The following is a 19,256-nucleotide window of genomic DNA, read 5'->3' as shown; positions in this document are numbered from 1 at the left end:
GATCCTGGTTCGAGCCCGTTTCCAGTGCGTTTCAGGCGCGTTTCAGGCCCGGATCATTCGATGATGCCGGTGCGGCTGAAGATGCCGAAGAAGTTGCCGAAGATGTTGGAGATGGTGAGCGCGTCGTTGATCGGCGACTCGGTGGCCATCACCAGATCGCCCGGGTTGATCTGGAACTTGCGTGCCGAGAACAGCCCGTCCGCCGAGGTCAGATCGAGCGAGAACACCACCCGCTGCTGGCGCGGCCCGCGCACGCCGGGCGCAATTGCGGAGGCCGGGTATTCGCGCAGGATCAAAAGCCCCTTGGGATCGGCCTTGCCGTCCTGGAAGCCGCCCGCCACCGACATCGCGTCCATCGCCGACATCTCGTCCTTGGTGAAAATGTGCAGGTCTTCCTCGCCGGTGGCGCCGAAGGAGAGGAAATAGCGCTCGTCCTCCTCGACAAACACCCGGTCGCCGCCGCGCAGCAGGGTGTCCAGCCGCGGGTTGTTCAGCAGGTTGTCGACCGAGGTGCCATAGATCGACTGGCCGCGCACCAGCCGGATCTGCGGGTTGTTGAGGCTGGAGCTGATGCCGCCGCCCGCCGAGATCAGCCCCATCACCGTGTAGTTGCGGTCGGGCATCGGGTAGGTGCCGGGCTGGGCGACACCGGAGACCAGATCGACCGAATTGCTGCGCCCCTCGGCCATCGCCAGCTGCACCTGGGCCGACGGCACCACCGGCTCCAGCGCCTGCTGCAGCTTGGCGCGGGCCAGGTCCGGGGTCAGCCCGTTGACGTTCACATCGCCCACATAGGGCATGAAGATGGCGCCGTTGGCGGCCACTTTCATGTCCTGCAGCTGCACCATCTTCTGCTCGGCTGCGGTCAAGAGCGAATTGTCGTTGCTGTCCCAGATGCTGAGCGACAAGAGATCGCCGGGCTGGATGATCTGGGTCTTGGCGCCTTGGTGCCGCGGCAGCCAGCCCAGCCGCTCCTGTTTGCCGGTGGCAGGCCAGGCCGCTACCGTCGGCAGCAGCGCCCGGTTCACCTGGTAGAGCGCGAAATTGGCATCAGCCTCCCCCGATTCTTTCAGGATCTCCTCGCTGGCCGGGGCACCGCCGGGCAGGCGCGAGCAGGCTGCGGGCAGGAGGATCAGGCCGGCAGCGGCCAGCCAGGGAAGGAGTTTCAGCATCGGGCGCCTGTCATTGAGCTGCTCTGGGAACCGCCCCGGTTTGGTCCGGGGGAACCGCTTTGATTTTTGTCCAGGCAAAGGATACTGGGCTGAGGCAGAGGGTTCAACAGAAACGGGCAGCAGCAATGGCAAATCCCGCCGTAATGGTTCTGGGCGCAACAGGGCGCATCGGCCGGCTGCTGCAGCTGTGCCCGCCGCAGGGGCTGCATCTGCGGCTGCAGGCGCGGCGGGCGCAGGCAGGAAACAGCACCGGAGACTGGCACATTTTCGATCCGCTGGCGGAGCCGGCGGCGCTGGCGCGCGCCGCGGAGGGCGCGGCGGTCCTTCTCTGCCTCGCCGGACCGGTGCCGGGCCGGGGCGGTGCAGACGCAGACATGGCAGACCATGTCCGCCTCGGTGAAGCGGCGGTGCGGGCAGGCGCGTCCGCGGGCGCCCGGGTGCTGCTGGCGTCCTCGGCGGCGGTGTACGGCGCCCGGGGCGGCCTGCTGGCAGAGGACGCAGCCCTGTGCCCCGCCAATGCCTATGGCGCCGCCAAGGCGGAGATGGAGGCGCGCGCGGCAGCGCTTGGCGCGGAACTGGGCGCGCAGGTCTGTTCCCTGCGGATCGGCAATATTGCCGGGCTGGATGCTGCCCTGGGCGGCTGGCGGCCCGGGTTCACCCTGGACCGCTTTGCCGGTGGCCGCACCCCGCGGCGCAGCTATATCGGCGCCCGCACGCTGGCTGAGGTGCTGGCGGCGCTGCTGGCGGCGCCGGCGCTGCCGCCGGTGCTGAACCTGGCGCAGCCGGGGGCGGTGGAGATGGGCGCGCTCTTGCAGGCGGCGGGCAGGCCCTTTGCCGTCCGGGCAGCCCCGGCCGCCGCGATCCCGGAGGTGGCGCTGGACGCGGCCCGCCTGCAGGCGCTGCTGCCGGCGCCGCTGGCGGCGGCGGATCCGGTGCAGATGGCGGCGGAATGGGCCCTGTTAGAGCATGAAATGGCGGAGAGATAACCTTGGAGCACACAACAATATGACCTGGCGCAAACGGCTGTTTGACCTGTTTTTTGCCACCCTGCTGATCCTGGTGCTGGGGCCTGTCCTGCTGCTGCTGATGGGCTGGCTTTTGTGGAAGGAGGGGCGGCCGCTGTTTTATGTGGCGGAGCGGATGAAGGGGGTCGATCAGCCCTTTATGCTGTGGAAGCTGAGGACCATGAACGTGGTGGATGCCGATGCGGGCGTGTCGGGCGGCGACAAATCCGCCCGCATCACCCGCACCGGCGCCTGGCTGCGCTCCAAGCGGCTGGATGAGTTCCCGCAGCTGTGGAACATCCTCAAGGGCGATATCTCCTTTGTCGGGCCGCGCCCGCCGCTGCGCCAGTATGTCGAGGCGCACCCTGAGCTTTACGCACAGGTGCTGAAATCGCGCCCCGGCGTCACCGGCCTGGCCTCGATCACCTATCACAAGCATGAGGCGGCGCTGCTGGCGCGCTGCCGCACGCCGGAGGAGACCCATACGGTCTATTCCCGGCTCTGCGTGCCGGCGAAAGCGCGGCTGGATCTGATCTATCAGCGCCACCAGAGCATGTGTTTCGACTTTGACCTGGTGTTTCAGACCATTGGCAATATCTTCCGCCGGGGGTAGATGCGTGCTGAATGATTCCCGTATAGCCTGCGCAGCCGGACCGGTGGCGGGCTGGCGCCGGGCGGGCGGGGACACCGGGGCAGCCCGGCGGTTTTCCGCCGCTGTCCGTTTTGCGGGACAGGGAAAACCGGTTATGATAGGAACTGTGTTTAATGGGCCGCGCAGCGGATTTCAGCGTCTTCGGCCATATTTGCTTTAGGTTTTTTCTGCTATCCGGCAGTGGAAGCTGCCCGGGCGGGCAACGGGATATAACAGGATAAAAAATGCGGGCATTCGAGGGCAGGACAGCATGTACAATCTGATCAGCGCGCTGTCGCGCAGGCAGAAATCCTATGTCTTCCTGGCGGCAGACCTGGCCCTGCTGCCGCTGGCGCTGCTGTTCACCCTCCAGGTGCAGCCGCTGCCGGATCCGGCGCTCACCACCCTTGTGTCGCTGCTGCCGGTGCTGCCCTATGTGATGGCCGCCGCCGCCGGGATGGCGCTGTGGCTTGGGCTGCCGCATGTGCAGCTCAACGCCTATGAGCGCCACGCCGCGGTGCAAAGCGGGCTTCTGGCGGGCGGCACTGCGCTGGCGCTGGCGCTGCTGACGGCCGTCTTCGGCCCGGCCCTGCCCTCCGGCACCCATGTGGTGTTTGCGATCTGCTATTTCCTGTCCATGGTGGTGGCCCGCGCGGCGATGCTGCAGCTGGTGCTGATGGTCTACCGCCGCGCCAATCCGCGCTGCCGGGTGCTGATCTACGGGGCCGGCAATACCGGCACCCAGCTGGCGCAGGCGCTGAAGGCGCATGACGGCATCGATCCGGTCGCCTTTGCCGATGACAATTCCTCCTTGCAGGGGCTGACCCTGGTCGGGCTGCCGGTGTTTTCTCCGGCCCGGATCGCCGAGATCGTGCAGGCGCGCCAGATCCGCCGGGTGCTCCTGGCGATGCCGTCGCAAAGCCAGCCGCGCCAGGCGCAGATCACCCAGCGGCTGCAGCAGCTGGGGCTGGAGGTGCAGGCGCTGCCCTCCTTTGCGCAGCTGATCGGCGAGGAGGCGCTGGTCGACAAGCTGACGCCGGTGGCGCCGCAGGCCTTTCTGGGCCGCGCCGCGCGCAATGTGCCGCTGAAAGAGGCGGCGGGTTCTTACCAGGGCAAGGCGGTGCTGGTCTCCGGCGCCGGCGGCTCGATCGGCTCGGAACTGTGCCGCCAGGTGCTGACCTGCCGGCCCGCGAAACTGGTGCTGTTCGAACTGAGCGAACTGGCGCTTTACACTGTGCATCAGGAGCTTGGCCCCTTGGCCGAGGCGGCAGGCATCGAGCTGGTGCCGGTCCTGGGCTCGGTCACCGATCCGCGCCAGGTGCGGATGGTGCTGAACCGGCACGGGGTGGAGGTGGTGCTGCATGCCGCCGCTTACAAACATGTGCCGCTGGTCGAGGCCAACCCGCTGCCGGGCCTGGCCAACAATGTCTTCGGCACCCAGACCCTGGCGCGCGCCGCCGCCCGGGCCGGGGTTGAGCGGTTTATCCTGATTTCGTCCGACAAGGCGGTGAACCCGGCCAATGTGATGGGCGCCTCCAAGCGGATGGCAGAGCTGATCGTGCAGGACCTGGCCACCCGCCCCGGGCAGAAACACGGGCAGAAAACCGTGTTCACCATGGTGCGCTTCGGCAATGTGCTGGGATCAAGCGGCTCGGTGGTGCCGCTGTTTCAGGAGCAGATCAGCCGCGGCGGCCCGGTCACCGTGACCGACCCGAATGTGAAACGCTTCTTCATGACCATCAGCGAGGCGGTGCAGCTGGTGCTGCAGGCGGGCGACATGGCCCAGGGCGGCGAGGTCTTTGTGCTGGACATGGGCGAGCCGGTGCCGATCCTGCAGCTGGCCCGCCAGGTGATCGAAAGCGCCGGCCATTCCGTGCGCGACGCGGACAACCCGGACGGCGATATCGCCATTGATATCATCGGGCTGCGCCCCGGCGAGAAGATGGAGGAGGAGCTGACCCTGTCCGAGGAGCTGGTCCACACCCGCCACCAGAAAATTTTCTGCGCCCGTGAGACCGTGCTGTCGGAAATCGAGGTGGCCGGTTTCCTGCGCAGCCTGCGCCAGGCGGTGGCGGCCGGCGACGAGGCGGCGGCGCGGCAGGTGATCCAGCGCTGGGTCGAGGGCTATTGCCAGCCGCCGCAAGCGGGCCGCAAGAGCTCCTGAGCCTGTAACCCCCCAAGGACAGAGCCGCATATCCCGGGACGGTGCGGCCTTGGGGCTGCACTGGCGGCGAAACCTCTGCCGCCGGGTGACGCGGCAATTGATCCGCCCCCGCCATCCATGCTCTAAGCGGGGCAGCAGGTGAGAAGGCCGGGACAGCGAGACCCGGCACAGGCAGTTCCAAAAGGCAGGTTTCCCGTGACCGCGATCAAGACCCTTCTGCACAGGACCGTGCACAGGACCGCGCCGCTGGCCGGGTCACTGGCTGTATCTCAGGCGAAATTCCGGGCCAGATTCCGGGCCAGATTCCGGGCCAAAACGCTGGCCGCCCCGGCCGCGGTGCTGTGCCTGGCGGCCCAGCCGGGCCTGGCGCTGGGGCCGGAGATCACCCGCGCAGGCCATGGCGCCGCGCCGGGCACCGAAGCGGCAGCACCGCGGCTGAAACCGCTGCCGCCGCCCAGCCTCAACTTCTATGGCAGCCCCGGCATCATCGACATGCCAAGCGCCGAGATGCTGCCCGACGGCCAGTATGCGGTCACCTATTCCTGGTTCGGCGGCACCTCGCGCTACAACATCACCTTCCAGGCGCTGCCCTGGCTCAGCGCCTCCTTCCGCTACAACGGCATCCAGGATCTGGGGCTGTTCGGCTTTGACACCTATTACGACCGCGGCTTCGACGTGCGCGCCCGGCTGTGGCGCGAGCGGCGCTGGCTGCCGGAGGTCACCCTGGGGCTGCAGGATTTTGCCGGCACCGGTGTTTATGCGGCGGAATATTTTGCCGCCACCAAACGGTTCGAGGCCGCCGCCCTGGGCTGGGGCCGCGCGCCGGGGCGGCTGAAGCTCACCGCGGGGCTTGGCTGGGGGCGGCTGGGCAGCCACGGCGCCATCGGCTCGACCGGCGGCCCGCGCCCCAGCTTTGTCGGCGGCAGCACCGGCGGCAAGCTGGCCACCGACCAGTGGTTCCGCGGCGATGTGGCGCCCTTTGCCGGCTTTGAATGGCAGCCCGATGCGCGCTGGAGCCTGAAGGCGGAATATTCCACCGACGCCTATGAGACAGAAACCGAGGCCTCCGATGTGTTCGAGCGCAAATCCTCGCTCAACTACGGGGTGGAATACCAGTATTCCGACCGGCTGCGCCTGGGCGCCTATTACCTCTACGGCTCGGAGATCGGCTTTACTGCGCAGATCCAGCTCAACCCGAACCAGCCGCCGACCCCGATGGCGGTGCCTGCGCCGCATCCCGTCATCCCGCGCAGCCAATGGGCAACCCAGGACAGCCATTGGCGCCAGGACTGGGCCGCCAGCGAAAACAAGACCCGCCAGATCCGCGACCTGGCGGCGGAGGCGCTGAAGGCGGACGGGCTGGTGCTGGAGGCGATCGCCTTCACCGGCACCACGGCCGAGCTGCGCTACCGCAACAACCGCTACCGCTCGGCCTCGCAGGCGGCGGGCCGCGCCGCCCGCGCCCTGGCGCAGACGCTGCCGCCTTCGGTGGAGACCTTCCGCCTGGTGCCGGTGCGCCGCGGCATCGGCCTTGCGGCGATCGAGATCCGCCGCTCGGATCTGGAGGCGCTGGAGTTCGATCCGGAGGCTGCGGATGCGCTCTATGCCGCGGCCGGGGTGCAGGATGCCGGGCCGCTGCCGGAAGACGCGATCTTCTCGGGGGAGCTGTACCCGGCCTTTGCCACCTCCGTCAGCCCCTATACCAAACCGGCCTATTTCGACCCGGCGCAGCCGTTCCGGCTGGATGCGGGGCTTGATTTCGCCGCCTCCTATTCGCCCGCGCCGGGCTGGCGCATTGCCGGCACCATCCGCCAGCGCATCTGGGGCAATGTAAAGAACGGCCGCGCCTCCAATTCGGTGCTGCCGCATGTGCGCACCGACCAGGTGGAATACGCGCAGTTCGGCACCACCCTGGAAAACCTCTACGTGAGCCGCCTGTGGAAGCCGGGCCGCAACCTCTATGCCCGCGCCACCACGGGCCTGTTCGAAAGCATGTACGGCGGCGTCTCGGGCGAGGTGCTGTGGAAGCCGGTGAACAGCCGCCTCGGCCTGGGGCTGGAGGCCAATTACGTGGTGCAGCGCGATTTCGACCAGCGCTTCGGATTCCGCGATTACCGCACCTTCACCGGCCATGCCTCGGCCTATTACGAACTGCCCAAGGGCTACCTGGTGCAGATCGATGCCGGCCGCTACCTGGCGGGCGACTACGGCGGCACCTTCAGCCTCAACCGCGAATTCGACAACGGCTTCATGGTCGGCGGCTTCTTCACCCTCACCAATGTCTCCTCCGAGGACTTCGGCGAGGGTTCCTTTGACAAGGGGTTCCGCTTCCGCATCCCGGTGGACTGGCTTCTGGGCAAGCCGTCCCGTTCGGGCTTCGGGCTGACCATCCGCCCGACCCAGCGCGACGGCGGCCAGCGGGTGGCGGTGCCGGACCGGCTTTACGGATCGGTGCGAGAGGCCCACCGCCGCAGTCTGGAAGAACAGCGCGCGAGGTTCTGGGAATGAGCATGATCCGTTTCACCGCCGCCGCCCTGGCCGCAGCGGCGCTGCTGCTGGCAGGCTGCAGCAGGGGGCCGGAAAAGACCCCGGCAGAGCTGGAGGTGGCGCAGGCAGTGGGGGATCTGATCAGCCGCCGCCGCAATCCGCCGCCGCAGCCGGCCAAGCTGACCCGGGCACTGCTGGACCAGCAGACCCAGGCCTATATCGAGGTCACCATCGAGAACCGCGGGGCCAAGGCCTATCTGACCCGCGCCCTGCAGCGCCGCGACAGCCATCCCGGGCAGATCGAGGTCTGGCGCACCCTGGACAATGTGTCGCTTGCTTTCCGGCAGGGGATGGTGATCGCCACCCGCGGCCTGGGCGGCGGGCTGCTGTCGGCGCAGGTGCCCGCCGCGGACGGGGTGGCGGGCCCGGCGCATGGCGGCGCCCGGCGCTATACGGTGCGGGCAAACGGAAACGGCCAGGCGGTGCTGAACATGGCCTGCAGCCTGCACGACCTGGGCCCGGAACCGGTGGAGATCGTCGAAATCACCCATCCCGCCCGCCATCTGCAGGAGCGCTGCGAAGGCAGCGGCGGGGCGGTGGTCAACGATTACTGGGTTGATTCCCGCCCCGGGCGCAATCAGATCTGGCAATCGCGGCAATGGGCCGGGCCGGAGACGGGTTATGTGAAAATCCGCCAGCTGCGGCTCTGAGGCGGGGCCATTTTCCGCCCGGTTCCCGCGGCTTTGCGGCAACGGGGAGAAAAAATCCGCAACGCAAACCGGATTTCAAGAGTTTTGCAGCTATTCCATGCGTTGAAATGGGCACCCGCCTCCCATAAGGTCGCCTCAACGCACCTTTCCACAGTTCTCCAAAGGAGTTTGAAAATGAAAAATCTTCTGACTGCCCTGACCCTGGCCGCCCTGGCTTCGGCCACTGCCGTTTCGGCTCAGCAGGTCCCGGCGGCCCCCGGCGCGCAAGCCGGCGCTGGCGCTGGCGGCAGCGGCAGCGGCATGGGCATGGGCGTTGCCGGCGGCCTGAGCGCCGGCGCCGTGGCCGGCGTGGTTGCAGGCCTGGTTGTTCTGGGCGTGGTTGCCAATGACGACGACGAAGTCGGCACCACCACCACCACCACCACCACCAACTAAGCGCTTTGCCGCGCCGCAGGCGCGGGCATGGTTTCACGGAAACGGGCCTTTCAGGGCCCGTTTTCTGTTTCCGCGGGCCCCGGCAAAACAGCGGGCTTTCGCAACCCGGAATAGAATACGCAAGGCGCTGCGAATTCATCCGGTAATAGGGATTATGTTATTTAACCTGCCAGCCGGCGGCCCCGGCTGGGTCAAAGCACGGGGAGCAGTCCGGAAACCGCAGCGGATGCGGCGGCTGTTCTTGCAGGCGAAAGATTGATCATGGATAGTTTCAAGATAGCTGAACAATGTGTTTGGAGAGCGCTTAATGATTTATCCTGTTATCCTTTGCGGCGGTTCGGGGACACGGCTTTGGCCCAGTTCGCGGCGGGCTTTTCCAAAGCAGTTTGCCGCATTTGCAGGCAAGCAAAGCCTTTTTCAGAATGCGCTCTCCCGCCTGAGCGGACCGGATTTTGACGCGCCGGTCTTTGTCACCAACGAAGATTTCCGCTTTCTGGTGGAAGAACAGGCGGCGGCCTTGGGGCTTCTGGACGGGCGCATCATCCTGGAGCCGGCCATGCGCAACACCGCCCCGGCGGTTCTGACGGCGGCGCTGACCCTCAAGGACCAGCCCGGGGCGCTGATGCTGGTGGCGCCGTCGGATCACATGATCCGCGACACGGATGGGTTTCTCGCCTCGGTGGCGGTGGCGGCAAAGGCGGCGCAGGAGGGGGCGCTGGTCACCTTCGGGGTGGCGCCGGACCGCCCCGAGACGGGTTTTGGCTACCTCAAGCTGGCGGAGCCGGCCGCCGCCGGGCAGGCTGTTGCGCTGTCCGGCTTCCTGGAAAAGCCGGACCGGCAGACAGCCGCCGGGCTGCTGGAGCAGGACAACGTCCTGTGGAACGCCGGGATGTTCCTGTTCCGGGTCTGCGATATCCTTGAGGCCTACAAGCTGCATGCCCCGCATATGCTGGCGCTGTGCGATGCGGCGCTGGCGCAGGGGGAAGAAGACCTTGGGTTCTTCCGGCTTGGCGCCGGCCCTTACGAGGAGATCGGGGCGGTCTCGATTGATGATGCAATCATCAGCAAGGCCGAGAACGTCGTGGCGGTGCCGCTGGCCTCTGACTGGTCCGACCTGGGCAGCTGGGATTCCCTGCATGCGGTCTCGGCAGACGGGCCGGACCGGCTGTCGGAAGCGGGTCCGGTGACGGCGATTAGCTGCGAGAACACGCTGCTGCGGAGCGAAGAGGACAATATCCGGCTGGTCGGGCTGGGCTTGAAGAACATTGTGGCGGTGGCCATGCGGGACGCGGTTCTGGTCGCCAGCCTGGACCACGCCCAGGACGTCAAGACAGCGGTGGAGGCGCTGCGGGAAAACGCGGTGCCGCAGGCCGAGGAATACCCCCGCTTCTACCGGCCGTGGGGGTGGTATGAAACCCTGTGCCTGGGGGAGCGGTTCCAGGTCAAGCGGATCATGGTCAAGCCGGGCGGCATCCTGAGCCTGCAAAGCCACATGCACCGCTCGGAGCATTGGATCGTGGTTGCCGGCACCGCGCAGGTGACCGTGGGCGAGACGGTCAAGCTGCTGTCGGAGAACCAGTCGGTCTATGTGCCGCTGGGGGCCGTCCACCGGATGGAAAACACCGGCAAAGTCCCGATGTACCTGATCGAGGTGCAGACCGGCGCCTATCTGGGCGAAGACGATATCGTCCGCTATGAAGACGTCTATAACCGGAACTAGCCGCGGCCGGCGCACGGCGGGGGCGCTGCATGTTGCAATCCCAATACAGGGGAAAACTAATCCCCGCCCGGGGGCTGCTTTTCTGCGGCCCGCAGCCTGCAAAGCGGTACACAGTCCAAAAGGCCGGCCGAAGGGCCGGTCAGGGCGCAGCTGCGGCTGGCCCGGGACGGCAAAGACAAAAGCAAGGTTGAGGCACTGGTGAAACGGCATTTGGTCACTCGCAGCATTCTGGCAGGTGCGGTTCACGTATGCTGGATGCTGCCCGCTGCGGCCCAGGACGGCGGCACGGAAATGGTGTTCGGCTTCAGCCAGGGCCTGGAAGCAAGCGACAACCTTGAGCTGGACCCGGTCAGCCCGGGCAGCACGACCTTCACCTCGACCGGGCTGTCCTTCGGACTGACCCGGGAAACCCGGCTGGACCGCTTCGGGCTGCTTGCCGGGGGCGTGCTGCGGGGCGTGAGCGGGCCGGGCGCGGAGTCCGGGCTGGACAATCAGAGCCTTGATCTGAGCTATGGCCGCGAGGGCGCAGACGCGGGGTTTGAGGCCAATGCCGGCTACCTGCAGACCAACATCGAGTTCCTGGAGCCGCTTGACGACATTACCGATGACGATGGCGGGATCGACCTGCCGCCGGACCTGGACGAGCTCAGCGGCACAGGCAACCGCGAGCGCTATACCGCGGGGGTGGCGCTGGACCTGGGCCGCAATGCGCCTGTCGGCGCGTCGTTCAGTGCGGATTACCTGGCTTTCCGGTACTCTGACACCACCGACCCGGAGCTGTTTGACAACGACCGGAGCGGGGCGGAGACCGAGGTGCGCTTCCGGCTTTCGCCGGTGGCCGTTGCCCGGCTGGGGCTGGGCTACCGGCTGTATGAGGCGGAAGATGCCGAACAGACCCGGCGCGACACATCGCGCGGCTATGCCGGGCTGAGCGTGGAGGTGAGCCCGGTTCTGCGGCTGGACGCGGATCTCGGCTATGCCTCGATCGACACCCGGGAATTCGGCGCCACGGAGACAAGCAGCGGCCTGGAAGCGCTGCTGCGCCTTGAGCGGGATATGCCCAACGGCACCGTGACCGCAGAAGCGGAACAGTATGTCACCGACGATGGCACCATCCGCACCTTCACTGCCGGCCGCAGCCTTGAGCTTCCGAACGGCGCGCTGTCAGCCACGCTGGGGGCGGCGGATTCCGACATCGGCCAATCGGAAATCATCGGCTCGCTCAGCTGGCGCCAGGAGCTGCCCCGCGGCGGCATCAATGCGCAGCTGCAGCGCTGGGTCGATTTCGACGAAGACGACGGCAACGTGCTGCGGACCGCCCTGCTGGTCGATTACATTCATGAAATCAACGGCCTCTCCAGCATCGGCCTCAAGGCGGGCTATACGGTCTCCGATGAGGCCGCCGGCAGCACCGACCGGGCCAGTTTCACGGCCGAGTATAAATATGCGCTGACGGAAGACTGGTCGCTGGACACGGGATACCGCTACCGCATGCGGGAAGAGCTTGCGGGCGCGCGGGCCCAGTCCCATGCCGTCTTTGTCTCGATCGGGCGGGAGTTCAGGGTGCGGCGCTGAGCGCCGCCGCTGTGACACCGCGCGCCCTGCCCGCCTTCCCGGGCCTCAAGGCAGCGGCCCGGCCGGCCATCCGCTTGCCAGGCCGCAAAACCGGAACATATTCAAGTTTCGGCGGCCGGATGCTCTTATAGCCCCTTGTGCTTTCAGGTCCCCGAAACATGGCCGGTGGAAAGCGAGGCAAGACCATGACAATGCCGAACCTGTTTTTTATCGGCGGGATGCGATGCGGGTCGACAACGATCTACCTTCTGCTGTCGCAGCACCCCGAAATCTTCATGGCAGAGATCAAGGAGCCGATGTTCTGGTATGCTGAGGCACTGCGGCAGAAAGGGGAGCCGGTTGAAGGCAGGGTGAATGGCCGCTTTCTGACGCGCCGCCCCTATGAGGAGCTCTTTGCCGGTGCCGGAGCGGTCAAATGGGCCGGGGAGGCATCGCATTACATCTACCATTCCGAGGTCCCCGGCCTGATCTCAAGCCATTCCCCTGATGCCCGCATCCTGATCGCCGTCCGGGATCCGGCGGAAAGGATGTTTTCCGAATATCTTTTCCGTGTGCGCAGCGGCTATTTCAGCGGCAGTTTTGAGGATTTCGTCACTCAGGATGCGCGGCTTGATCCCGGCCAGGGGTTTACCGAGGTGTCGGAACGGTCGCGCTTGGGCAAAGGGCTGCAGGCCCATCTGCTGCAAAGCTGGATAGATGTGTTCGGCATGGAGCGTCTCCACTTCATCAATTTCGACGACCTCAAATCCAGGCCTGCGGAAGTTGCGCAGCAGATCTACCGCTTCCTGGAGGTGGATCCGGACTTCAGCCCGGCGATTGTGCATACCCAGCGGGGCGGCGTGCCGCGCAGCGCGCTGCTGATGCGGCTGCTGAACCTGCCCAAGGCCCGGATCCGGCGTTTTGTTCCGCGGATCCTGCGCGAGAAGCTGCGGGCACAGATCTACAGCAAAGTGCTGGACAGCCCGAAAGTCGCCCCCGGCACCTGGCAGGCGCTGCGCCGCTACTACGCGGCCGATATCGCACAGCTGCAGGAGCTTACCGGGCAGGACCTGCGGCCCTGGAGCCTGCGGCCGGCCCCTGGCAATTGACATGCCCCGCTGCCGCCCCGCGGCTCAGGCCTGCAGGATGTCCTCGAGCCGGGCCGCCAGCCGGGCAACGCCGTAATGCTGTTCGGCACGTGCCCGCCCGGCCCGCCCGAAACGGGCCCTCAGATCCGCGTCACCAGCCAGGGTTTCAATGGCGCGCACCCAGTCTTCCTCGGACTGGCACAGGAACCCGGTCTCTGCATCAAGGACGGTCTCGGCATTGGCGCCCACCCCGCTGGCCGCAACCGGCAGGCCGCTGGCCATATACTCCAGGGCCTTGAACGCGCATTTATATTCGTTGAAAGGACCCTGCGAGAGCGGGTAGAGGCCGATGTCGAAGGGGGCGATTGCATCGGCCACGGCACCGGGGTCCGACCATGGGATCTGGTCGATGAAGTCGAGTGCCACGCCCTCGATGCCCGCAAAGGCCTGATACAGCTCCTGCACCCCGCAGGCGCCCACGATCCGGAAGGTGACGGGGCGCCGGGCGCCGATGCGCTGCAAGGGATTTCGCAGGATCCGGATCAAGTCATCGGCGTAATGCGCGCCGTTGCCGATCCAGCCGAGACAGATCCTGTCTGCCGGCGCATGGGTTTTGACGCGGTAGTTTTCCAGCAGCACGCCGGAGGGCACCAGGTGCACGGCGCTCTGGTGCGGCCGCGCAAGCCGGGCCAGAGCGCCGCTGCCCGCCAGCACGCCGCTGGACAGGGCCATCATCCTGTTTGCCCGCTGCATCGTGGCGCTGGCCCGGGTGCGGCTTGGCGCATCGTCGATGTCAAAGAACACCTTCTTGCCCAGCAGCCGCAGCACGCGGGCGGCCAGCAGGTCGTAGCGGCCGTATTTCTTCTGGAAGATAACCGCATCGGCCGTCCGGGCGGCCGCCAGCAGGGACAGATACTGCAAGCGGTGCTCCGTGTGCCGGATCCGGACCGAATGGCCCCGGGCTTTCAGCGCTTCGGCAACCCAGTAGCCCCTGACCCGTGAACTGGCCTTGTCCTCCCGCCCCAGAAGGACCCAGAGAATGTTCATGGCGGCCCCCGGCCGGGGGCCCCGCTTCGCTCCTGCCGCCCCGCTCCCATGCAGCACATCTGTTTCCCGCAGCCTGTCAGCCATTTGCCGCCCCCGGGGCCGGGAGCACGCTTTGATAGAGTGCGGCATAGCCTTGGCACATGGCCGGCAAGGAATAGCGCTGCACCGCATGGCGCCGGGCCGTCTGCCCGAGCCGGGCCCGCAAGGCGCCGTCCGCGATCAGGCGCGCCATGGCCCTGGACAGCCCTTCGGCGCTGCCATCTGCAACCAGCAGGCCGTTTTCCCCGTCCTCCACGATTTCGGCCGGCCCCATGGAGCCTGCGGCAATTGCCGGTTTGCCGCAGGCCATCGCCTCGGCAACGGCCAGGCCGAACGCTTCGTCCAGCGCCGCATGCACGAAGATGTCGGATGCAGCCACCCAAGCGGCCACATCGTCCTGCCTGCCCGGCAGGATGACCTTGCCGTCCAGGCCGCAGGCCGCCGCCAGCTGTTCCAGCCGGGGCCTTTCGCGGCCTTCGCCGAGAATGACCAGCCGGGCATTGCCGGGCCGGTCCGGGATGTCCGCAAAAGCCCTGATGATGCTGCTGTGGCGTTTGCGCGGAACCAGGGAGCCGACAGCGATCAGCACGATCCAGTCTTCCTCCCAGCCAAGCTGCTGCCGCAGCGCGGACCGGCGGCCGGCCGGGCACGGCGTGAACTTGTCAACGTCGATACCGTTCCAGACAATCGAAATGCGCTCGTCCGGAACCCCCCAGCGGGTCTGAATATAGCGTTTGGAGGTCCCGCTCACAGCGGCCCAGCGGTCAATCCACCAGGTCCTTCCGGTCAGGACGTTGCGCAGCCGGGCCAGGGGCTGCGGCCATTTCGGCCGGCCTCTGGCAAGGGTTCCGAAATGCTGGGTGCGCACAATCCGGAAGCCGGACAGCCGGGCCAGCATGCACAGCCAGGCGGATTTGCGGCTGTGGACATGCAGCAGCCGGAAGCCGTCCTGCTTGAGCCTTCGCAGGGCGCGCGCCAGCTCAACCGGCGACGCAGCCAATGTGACCGCCCCCTGGCTGATCAGCCCGGAAAACCGCGCATCCAGGTCGCTCCGGCCGGTGAAGATGCCGCGGCACTCAGCCCCTTCCGCGGTCATCAGATCATAGACGACCTGGGTCACGCCGACACCGGGGCGGGCATTGTCCACTATGTGGCAGACCTTCATCACCGCAGGCTGCCGGGTCCGCTAGCTGTAATAGCCCGCGTAGTGCTGTTTATAGATGAACTCATTATCCGCATATCTCCGGGCTTTGGATTGGGACACCATGCTCAGCACGCAGCCGGCGACCGGGCTGTTTACGGAGCGCAGCTCGCGCAGCCCTTCCCGGACGGCGTTCTTGGATGTGCGGTTCCAATGCACCAGATAGACAACGGAATCCGCCATCCTGGCCAGAAGCCGGGCATCCGCCGCCACCAGCACAGGCGGCGCATCAAGAATAACCAGTTTGTATTGTTCGCGCAGGGCGGCAATCATCCTGGTGAACTTGGGCGAGGACAGGATGTCTGCCGGGCTTTCATGGAAGGTCTCTTTTTTCCCGGCGGCCAGGATATGCAGCCCGGATTCCGGATGCACTGCCAGCGCTTCTTCCAGGCTGCAGTCATTGCGCAGGTAGCTGACCAGGCCGGTGCTTGCTGCCTTGGACGGGACCAGCCTGGGAAATTTCGAATAGATCCGGGCATTGGAGGAATCGCGCAGGTCGCAGCTGACCAGAATGGTGTCATGTTCCGTGTGCTGGCTGGCCAAAGCGGTCAGAAACGAGGTGACGCTTTTGCCTTCGCCGGGCACCGAGGACGTCAGCATGACAACCTGCGGCTGGTTGTCGGGATCGCTGTACAGAAGGCTTGTCCGCAGGTTGCGGATGCTTTCGGCCAGCAGGCACTTCGGGCGGGTCACGAATTCCCGCGCGCGTTTCTGCAGGCTTCTGCGCCTGCCGGTCAGCGGCAGCGACGTCAGAATGGGATAATGGGTGATTTCCGCCAGGTCGCGCGGGTCGCGGACCGAATTGTTCATCCGCTCCCGCAGCAGCAGGAACAGAGCGCAGATGAACAGAGCGCCGGCGCTGGACGCCAGCAGGACGCGGTTGCTGGCCTGCCGGTCCGGAAACGAAGGCGGTTCGGCCCGGGACAGGACGCGGGCATCGGCCGACTGCAGGTTGGCCTGTTCAGAAATTTCCTTCTGCCGCACCACGAAGGTTTGCAGCAATGTCTGGTTGGCGAGCACCTCGCGCTCCAGTCGGGAGATGAAAAGCTCGTCCGCGGTCCGCTCGATCGAGGTGATTTCCAGTTCCCGGACCATCCGCTCCAGCTGCTGTTCCCGCTGTTCCAGCGCCGCGACCTCGAACTCAAGCGCGGCGACGATATAGGCCGCCTCCTCGCGGATGCTCTGCTGGGCCTGCCCAAGCAAGGCCGCGCTGCGCACGCTGGACGGAGTCACGACACTGCCGCTGATGGCGCGCTCTTGCGCAATGGTTTCCCGGATTTCGATCTCCCGCCTGCGGAAGTCGGTGATCAATTCGGATTCCCGGAATTCCGTCACGCTCCAAAGATCCGTTCCTTCCGCCAGCGCGGCTGCGGCCCGTGCAAAGCGGGCGCGGGAGTCGGACAGGCGCAGCCGGATGGCCGCAAGCTCCTGATTGTGCGCCGCAAGCTGAACGTCGGTCATTTCCGCGCTCTGCGCGCGCCGCCGGGCCAGGTCCAGGCGCGTGTTCTCCAGGTCCCGCTCGGATTCCACGACGCTTTGCCTGAGCTCCTTGATGCGGTTTTTCACAAGGTCGATGGCCGCAAGCACGTCCTGGTTTTTCGACACTTTCTGAAAGTCGATATACTCCTCGCTGATCGTGTTGGCGATCAGAGCGGCCTTGTCCGGGTCCGAAGAGTAGTAGTACAGCTCGATCACCCCGGACCCGCTGATGACCTCGATCTCAAGGTTGTTGCGCAGGTGGCCGATGGCGTCCCGCGCGGCCGTTTCTTGCGCTTCCTCTTCTGTCCGGGCCGGCGCTGCGTCTGCGGCGGCACCCGCTGGCGCAGCCAAGCCCAGCCGCTCCAGCTGGCTGGAAACGGAGTCTGGCAGCGCATCCAGCAGCCAGGCTGCGGCTGTATCCCAGATCCTGCCGGTTTCCGCCGCCCCGCCGTTGTCCTGCCTGTCCGGCAGGATGGTGTCTTCGCCAAGCGCGCTGACAATATTGCCCAGCAGGGTGGTGGAGTTGAGGATTTCAACCTGGTTGCCGATACCGGCACCGGTGTCCGGCTTTACCAGCGCCTCTGAGACATCGACGATCTGCAGCCGTTCGGGCTCATAGAGGATGCTGGTCACCGCGCGGTAGACCGGCTCCTGCTGGCTGACATGCGCCAATCCGGCCAGAAATCCGGCGCCGGCAAAGGCCGCCAGAAGCAGCTTCCCGCGCCACAGGGCAAGCGCCATTTTGCGCGTGTCCAAAGTCTCGTCGCCCTCGCCGTCGTGCGGCAGGCTGTAGACTTCGTAGTCTGGCAAGGATTCCTTGGGCCGGGCATGATCCCCAAACTCTGACCGTCTTGCGTACATACACCAAAACCCCTTAACCCAAATCACACTTGGCCGCTCAGCGCGCTCGCTCCCGTGCATCCCTGAGAGCGCCATAAATGCCATCAATCCATAATTATGTGGCAAAGTCGACGGATTCCAAGTCCGGGCAAACCGGGCTGCTGCTGCCGGGTTGCCCGGACCTGTCCCGCCCAATCCTTTCTCCGGCATCGGCCCCCTGCTGCCCGTGCCGGAAATGCCCCTGGAATTGCGCACTCGCGGCGGACCGGTTCCGCTGGCCAAGACCCGCTCCGAGAGGCGCCCGTAATGGCCACCGCCCCCCTTGACCGGTGCGGAAGCCTCTGCCGTAGTCAATCCAGTTCTGGAGGAAATTATGAGTATGATTGATCTTGATGGCTGGCGCGGGCGTTTTCGCGGCACGTACAGGGATTTGCGCCTGCGTTGGGATTTGGCCAAGGCCAGGAGGCGCGGTCCGCCGGACACCATTTGGCAGGCCCCGCTGATCTTCATTCACATCCCAAAGTCGGCCGGCTCCAGCATTTTGAGCCTTGGAGTCGCGCGCACACGGGGCCATCAGACATATGCATTCTATGAAAAATGGGCTCAGGGCCGGGAGATCCCGCCGACCTTCGCCGTTACACGGGACCCGTATGCGCGCTATCTGTCCGCCTACCGCTACCTCAGGAACGGTGGCGGCAACGGGGTTGACCGCGCGTGGGCAAATCGGAACCTGCATGGCGATCACAACACCTTTGCAACCGAGCACCTGCACCGGCCGGAGGTCCGGAACTGGATGCACTTCCGGCCGCAAACAGAGTTCCTGAACGGTGTTCATGGTGCGGTTACGCATATCCTCCGGCTGGAGACCCTGAAGGATGAATGGGAACCCTTCGCCCGGCAATACGGCCTGCCCGAGACCCTGCCCCGCAAGAACACCACAAGCGGCCGGGAAGAGCTCAGCCCGGACGCCCGGCAGGCGATACGCCGCGTCTATGCCGATGACTTTGATCAGATCGGCTACTAAAACATCCGGCCCTGATACGGCGGACAGCATCGCGATGGCTGCGCCGGTTCCGGAAGGGCGCCGCTGGCTTGCTGTAAAGAGTCCGGGAACAAGAGCTCCGGACGTGCTGCGGACACGCCGGAAACCTGGCGGCTCAGGGCTGATGCCTGGCGCCTCTGAGTGCTGCTGCCTTGGGAAAGGCAAGTATTGTCTCCGATTGCGGTCAGATTGTCGATGCGCTGGCCTGCCTTTTTCGGCAGCTTTCTGCCTTTGCGCGGTTCATTGCGGACGGCAAACGCGGAATTGGCCAAAAAAAGCCGGCTTTTTGACATCAAGCTGCTCCCGGCTTCCTGTTAACCCTTTTGCGCGATAGGCCGCGGCAAATTCAGCAGCACGCCGGCGTTCCGGCGGCGAGGGACAGAACTATCTGCAGCGCCCGGGATATTCCCGATGCTTCAGGCCCGTTTCCAGGGCCCGCCCCCCGGTGTGTGCTGTTTCGGAATGTATGAGGGTCGGCCGCACCACTCGGCGGCTGATTGCAGTTAAAAGGAAGTCACATGACCGTTTGGCATTCGTCTGACCTCGGCTGGTCCGCAGGTCAGGATGTCTCCAGCGCGTTTGCGTCGCTGCTGTCGAGCAAGAAATTCAAGGCTGGCGACACGCTGGTTCTTGAGGACACCTA

General features: G+C 65.9%; 14 protein-coding genes. 10 read left to right on the top strand and 4 right to left on the bottom strand.

Annotated elements, in window-relative coordinates; all coding sequences use genetic code 11:
• Window positions 1-53: 53 nt before the first annotated feature.
• Complete coding sequence (locus ACTRWG_RS20545) at window positions 54-1,172, bottom strand: polysaccharide biosynthesis/export family protein (RefSeq protein WP_259959526.1); 1,119 nt, start codon at window positions 1,170-1,172, stop codon at window positions 54-56.
• Window positions 1,173-1,297: 125 nt separating this feature from the next.
• Between ACTRWG_RS20545 and ACTRWG_RS20540 the strand changes: the two genes are divergently transcribed.
• The 9 genes from ACTRWG_RS20540 (at window position 1,298) to ACTRWG_RS20500 (ending at window position 12,986) form a co-directional block, all read left to right on the top strand.
• Window positions 1,298-2,158, top strand: a complete 861-nt coding sequence (locus ACTRWG_RS20540) for an NAD-dependent epimerase/dehydratase family protein (RefSeq protein ID WP_462829867.1) — start codon at window positions 1,298-1,300, stop codon at window positions 2,156-2,158.
• 19 nt (window positions 2,159-2,177) lie between these two features.
• The gene (locus ACTRWG_RS20535) at window positions 2,178-2,789 is read left to right on the top strand and encodes a sugar transferase (protein ID WP_259959524.1); all 612 of its coding nucleotides are present in this window, start codon (window positions 2,178-2,180) and stop codon (window positions 2,787-2,789) included.
• A 289-nt stretch (window positions 2,790-3,078) separates the two neighbouring features.
• Window positions 3,079-4,971: a polysaccharide biosynthesis protein gene (locus tag ACTRWG_RS20530; protein WP_462829866.1), complete on the top strand. Its 1,893-nt coding sequence runs from the start codon at window positions 3,079-3,081 to the stop codon at window positions 4,969-4,971.
• Window positions 4,972-5,334: 363 nt separating this feature from the next.
• Window positions 5,335-7,479 carry a YjbH domain-containing protein gene (locus tag ACTRWG_RS20525; protein WP_462829868.1) on the top strand — a complete coding sequence of 715 codons (2,145 nt, stop codon included), beginning with the start codon at window positions 5,335-5,337 and terminating at the stop codon, window positions 7,477-7,479.
• Window positions 7,476-8,168 carry a YjbF family lipoprotein gene (locus ACTRWG_RS20520; RefSeq protein WP_462829865.1) on the top strand — a complete coding sequence of 231 codons (693 nt, stop codon included), beginning with the start codon at window positions 7,476-7,478 and terminating at the stop codon, window positions 8,166-8,168. The genes ACTRWG_RS20525 and ACTRWG_RS20520 overlap by 4 nt, the downstream gene beginning before the upstream one ends.
• Window positions 8,169-8,342: 174 nt before the next feature.
• Complete coding sequence (locus ACTRWG_RS20515; protein WP_462829864.1) at window positions 8,343-8,603, top strand: hypothetical protein; 261 nt, start codon at window positions 8,343-8,345, stop codon at window positions 8,601-8,603.
• Between the two features lie 307 nt (window positions 8,604-8,910).
• The gene (locus ACTRWG_RS20510; protein ID WP_259969819.1) at window positions 8,911-10,323 is read left to right on the top strand and encodes a mannose-1-phosphate guanylyltransferase/mannose-6-phosphate isomerase; all 1,413 of its coding nucleotides are present in this window, start codon (window positions 8,911-8,913) and stop codon (window positions 10,321-10,323) included.
• 198 nt (window positions 10,324-10,521) lie between these two features.
• Window positions 10,522-11,898, top strand: a complete 1,377-nt coding sequence (locus tag ACTRWG_RS20505; protein ID WP_259959518.1) for a hypothetical protein — start codon at window positions 10,522-10,524, stop codon at window positions 11,896-11,898.
• Between the two features lie 185 nt (window positions 11,899-12,083).
• Window positions 12,084-12,986, top strand: coding sequence for a sulfotransferase family protein (locus ACTRWG_RS20500; RefSeq protein ID WP_259959517.1), 903 nt, complete (start codon window positions 12,084-12,086; stop codon window positions 12,984-12,986).
• Between the two features lie 24 nt (window positions 12,987-13,010).
• Here the strand turns inward: ACTRWG_RS20500 and ACTRWG_RS20495 are convergent, their stop codons facing one another.
• The 3 genes from ACTRWG_RS20495 to ACTRWG_RS20485 all read right to left on the bottom strand — a co-directional run bounded on the left by ACTRWG_RS20495 (window position 13,011) and on the right by ACTRWG_RS20485 (window position 17,541).
• Window positions 13,011-14,012 (bottom strand): glycosyltransferase, encoded by a 1,002-nt coding sequence (locus ACTRWG_RS20495; RefSeq protein ID WP_462829863.1) that lies wholly within the window; start codon window positions 14,010-14,012, stop codon window positions 13,011-13,013.
• Between the two features lie 76 nt (window positions 14,013-14,088).
• A complete protein-coding gene (locus tag ACTRWG_RS20490) occupies window positions 14,089-15,198 on the bottom strand; it encodes a glycosyltransferase family 4 protein (RefSeq protein WP_259973133.1) in 1,110 nt (369 codons plus the stop codon).
• A gap of 39 nt (window positions 15,199-15,237) precedes the next feature.
• Window positions 15,238-17,541, bottom strand: a complete 2,304-nt coding sequence (locus tag ACTRWG_RS20485) for a hypothetical protein (RefSeq protein ID WP_462829862.1) — start codon at window positions 17,539-17,541, stop codon at window positions 15,238-15,240.
• A gap of 403 nt (window positions 17,542-17,944) precedes the next feature.
• Between ACTRWG_RS20485 and ACTRWG_RS20480 the strand changes: the two genes are divergently transcribed.
• Window positions 17,945-18,595: a sulfotransferase family 2 domain-containing protein gene (locus ACTRWG_RS20480; protein ID WP_462829861.1), complete on the top strand. Its 651-nt coding sequence runs from the start codon at window positions 17,945-17,947 to the stop codon at window positions 18,593-18,595.
• Window positions 18,596-19,256 lie beyond the last annotated feature (661 nt).

It is taken from the genome of Leisingera sp. G5_S3_59_S7 (assembly GCF_054968485.1).
Note: the sequence above shows the minus strand (reverse complement) of the source record. Positions and strands in the feature narration are given on the sequence as shown.

Bases quoted from the DNA above. Each gene is read 5' to 3' on its own strand.
- ACTRWG_RS20545 (WP_259959526.1), bottom strand. From the start codon at position 1,172: ATGCTGAAACTCCTTCCCTGGCTGGCCGCTGCCGGCCTGATCCTCCTG.
- ACTRWG_RS20480 (WP_462829861.1), top strand. From the start codon at position 17,945: ATGAGTATGATTGATCTTGATGGCTGGCGCGGGCGTTTTCGCGGCACG.
- ACTRWG_RS20510 (WP_259969819.1), top strand. From the start codon at position 8,911: ATGATTTATCCTGTTATCCTTTGCGGCGGTTCGGGGACACGGCTTTGG.
- ACTRWG_RS20540 (WP_462829867.1), top strand. From the start codon at position 1,298: ATGGCAAATCCCGCCGTAATGGTTCTGGGCGCAACAGGGCGCATCGGC.
- ACTRWG_RS20530 (WP_462829866.1), top strand. From the start codon at position 3,079: ATGTACAATCTGATCAGCGCGCTGTCGCGCAGGCAGAAATCCTATGTC.
- ACTRWG_RS20500 (WP_259959517.1), top strand. From the start codon at position 12,084: ATGACAATGCCGAACCTGTTTTTTATCGGCGGGATGCGATGCGGGTCG.
- ACTRWG_RS20495 (WP_462829863.1), bottom strand. From the start codon at position 14,012: ATGAACATTCTCTGGGTCCTTCTGGGGCGGGAGGACAAGGCCAGTTCA.
- ACTRWG_RS20515 (WP_462829864.1), top strand. From the start codon at position 8,343: ATGAAAAATCTTCTGACTGCCCTGACCCTGGCCGCCCTGGCTTCGGCC.
- ACTRWG_RS20535 (WP_259959524.1), top strand. From the start codon at position 2,178: ATGACCTGGCGCAAACGGCTGTTTGACCTGTTTTTTGCCACCCTGCTG.
- ACTRWG_RS20520 (WP_462829865.1), top strand. From the start codon at position 7,476: ATGAGCATGATCCGTTTCACCGCCGCCGCCCTGGCCGCAGCGGCGCTG.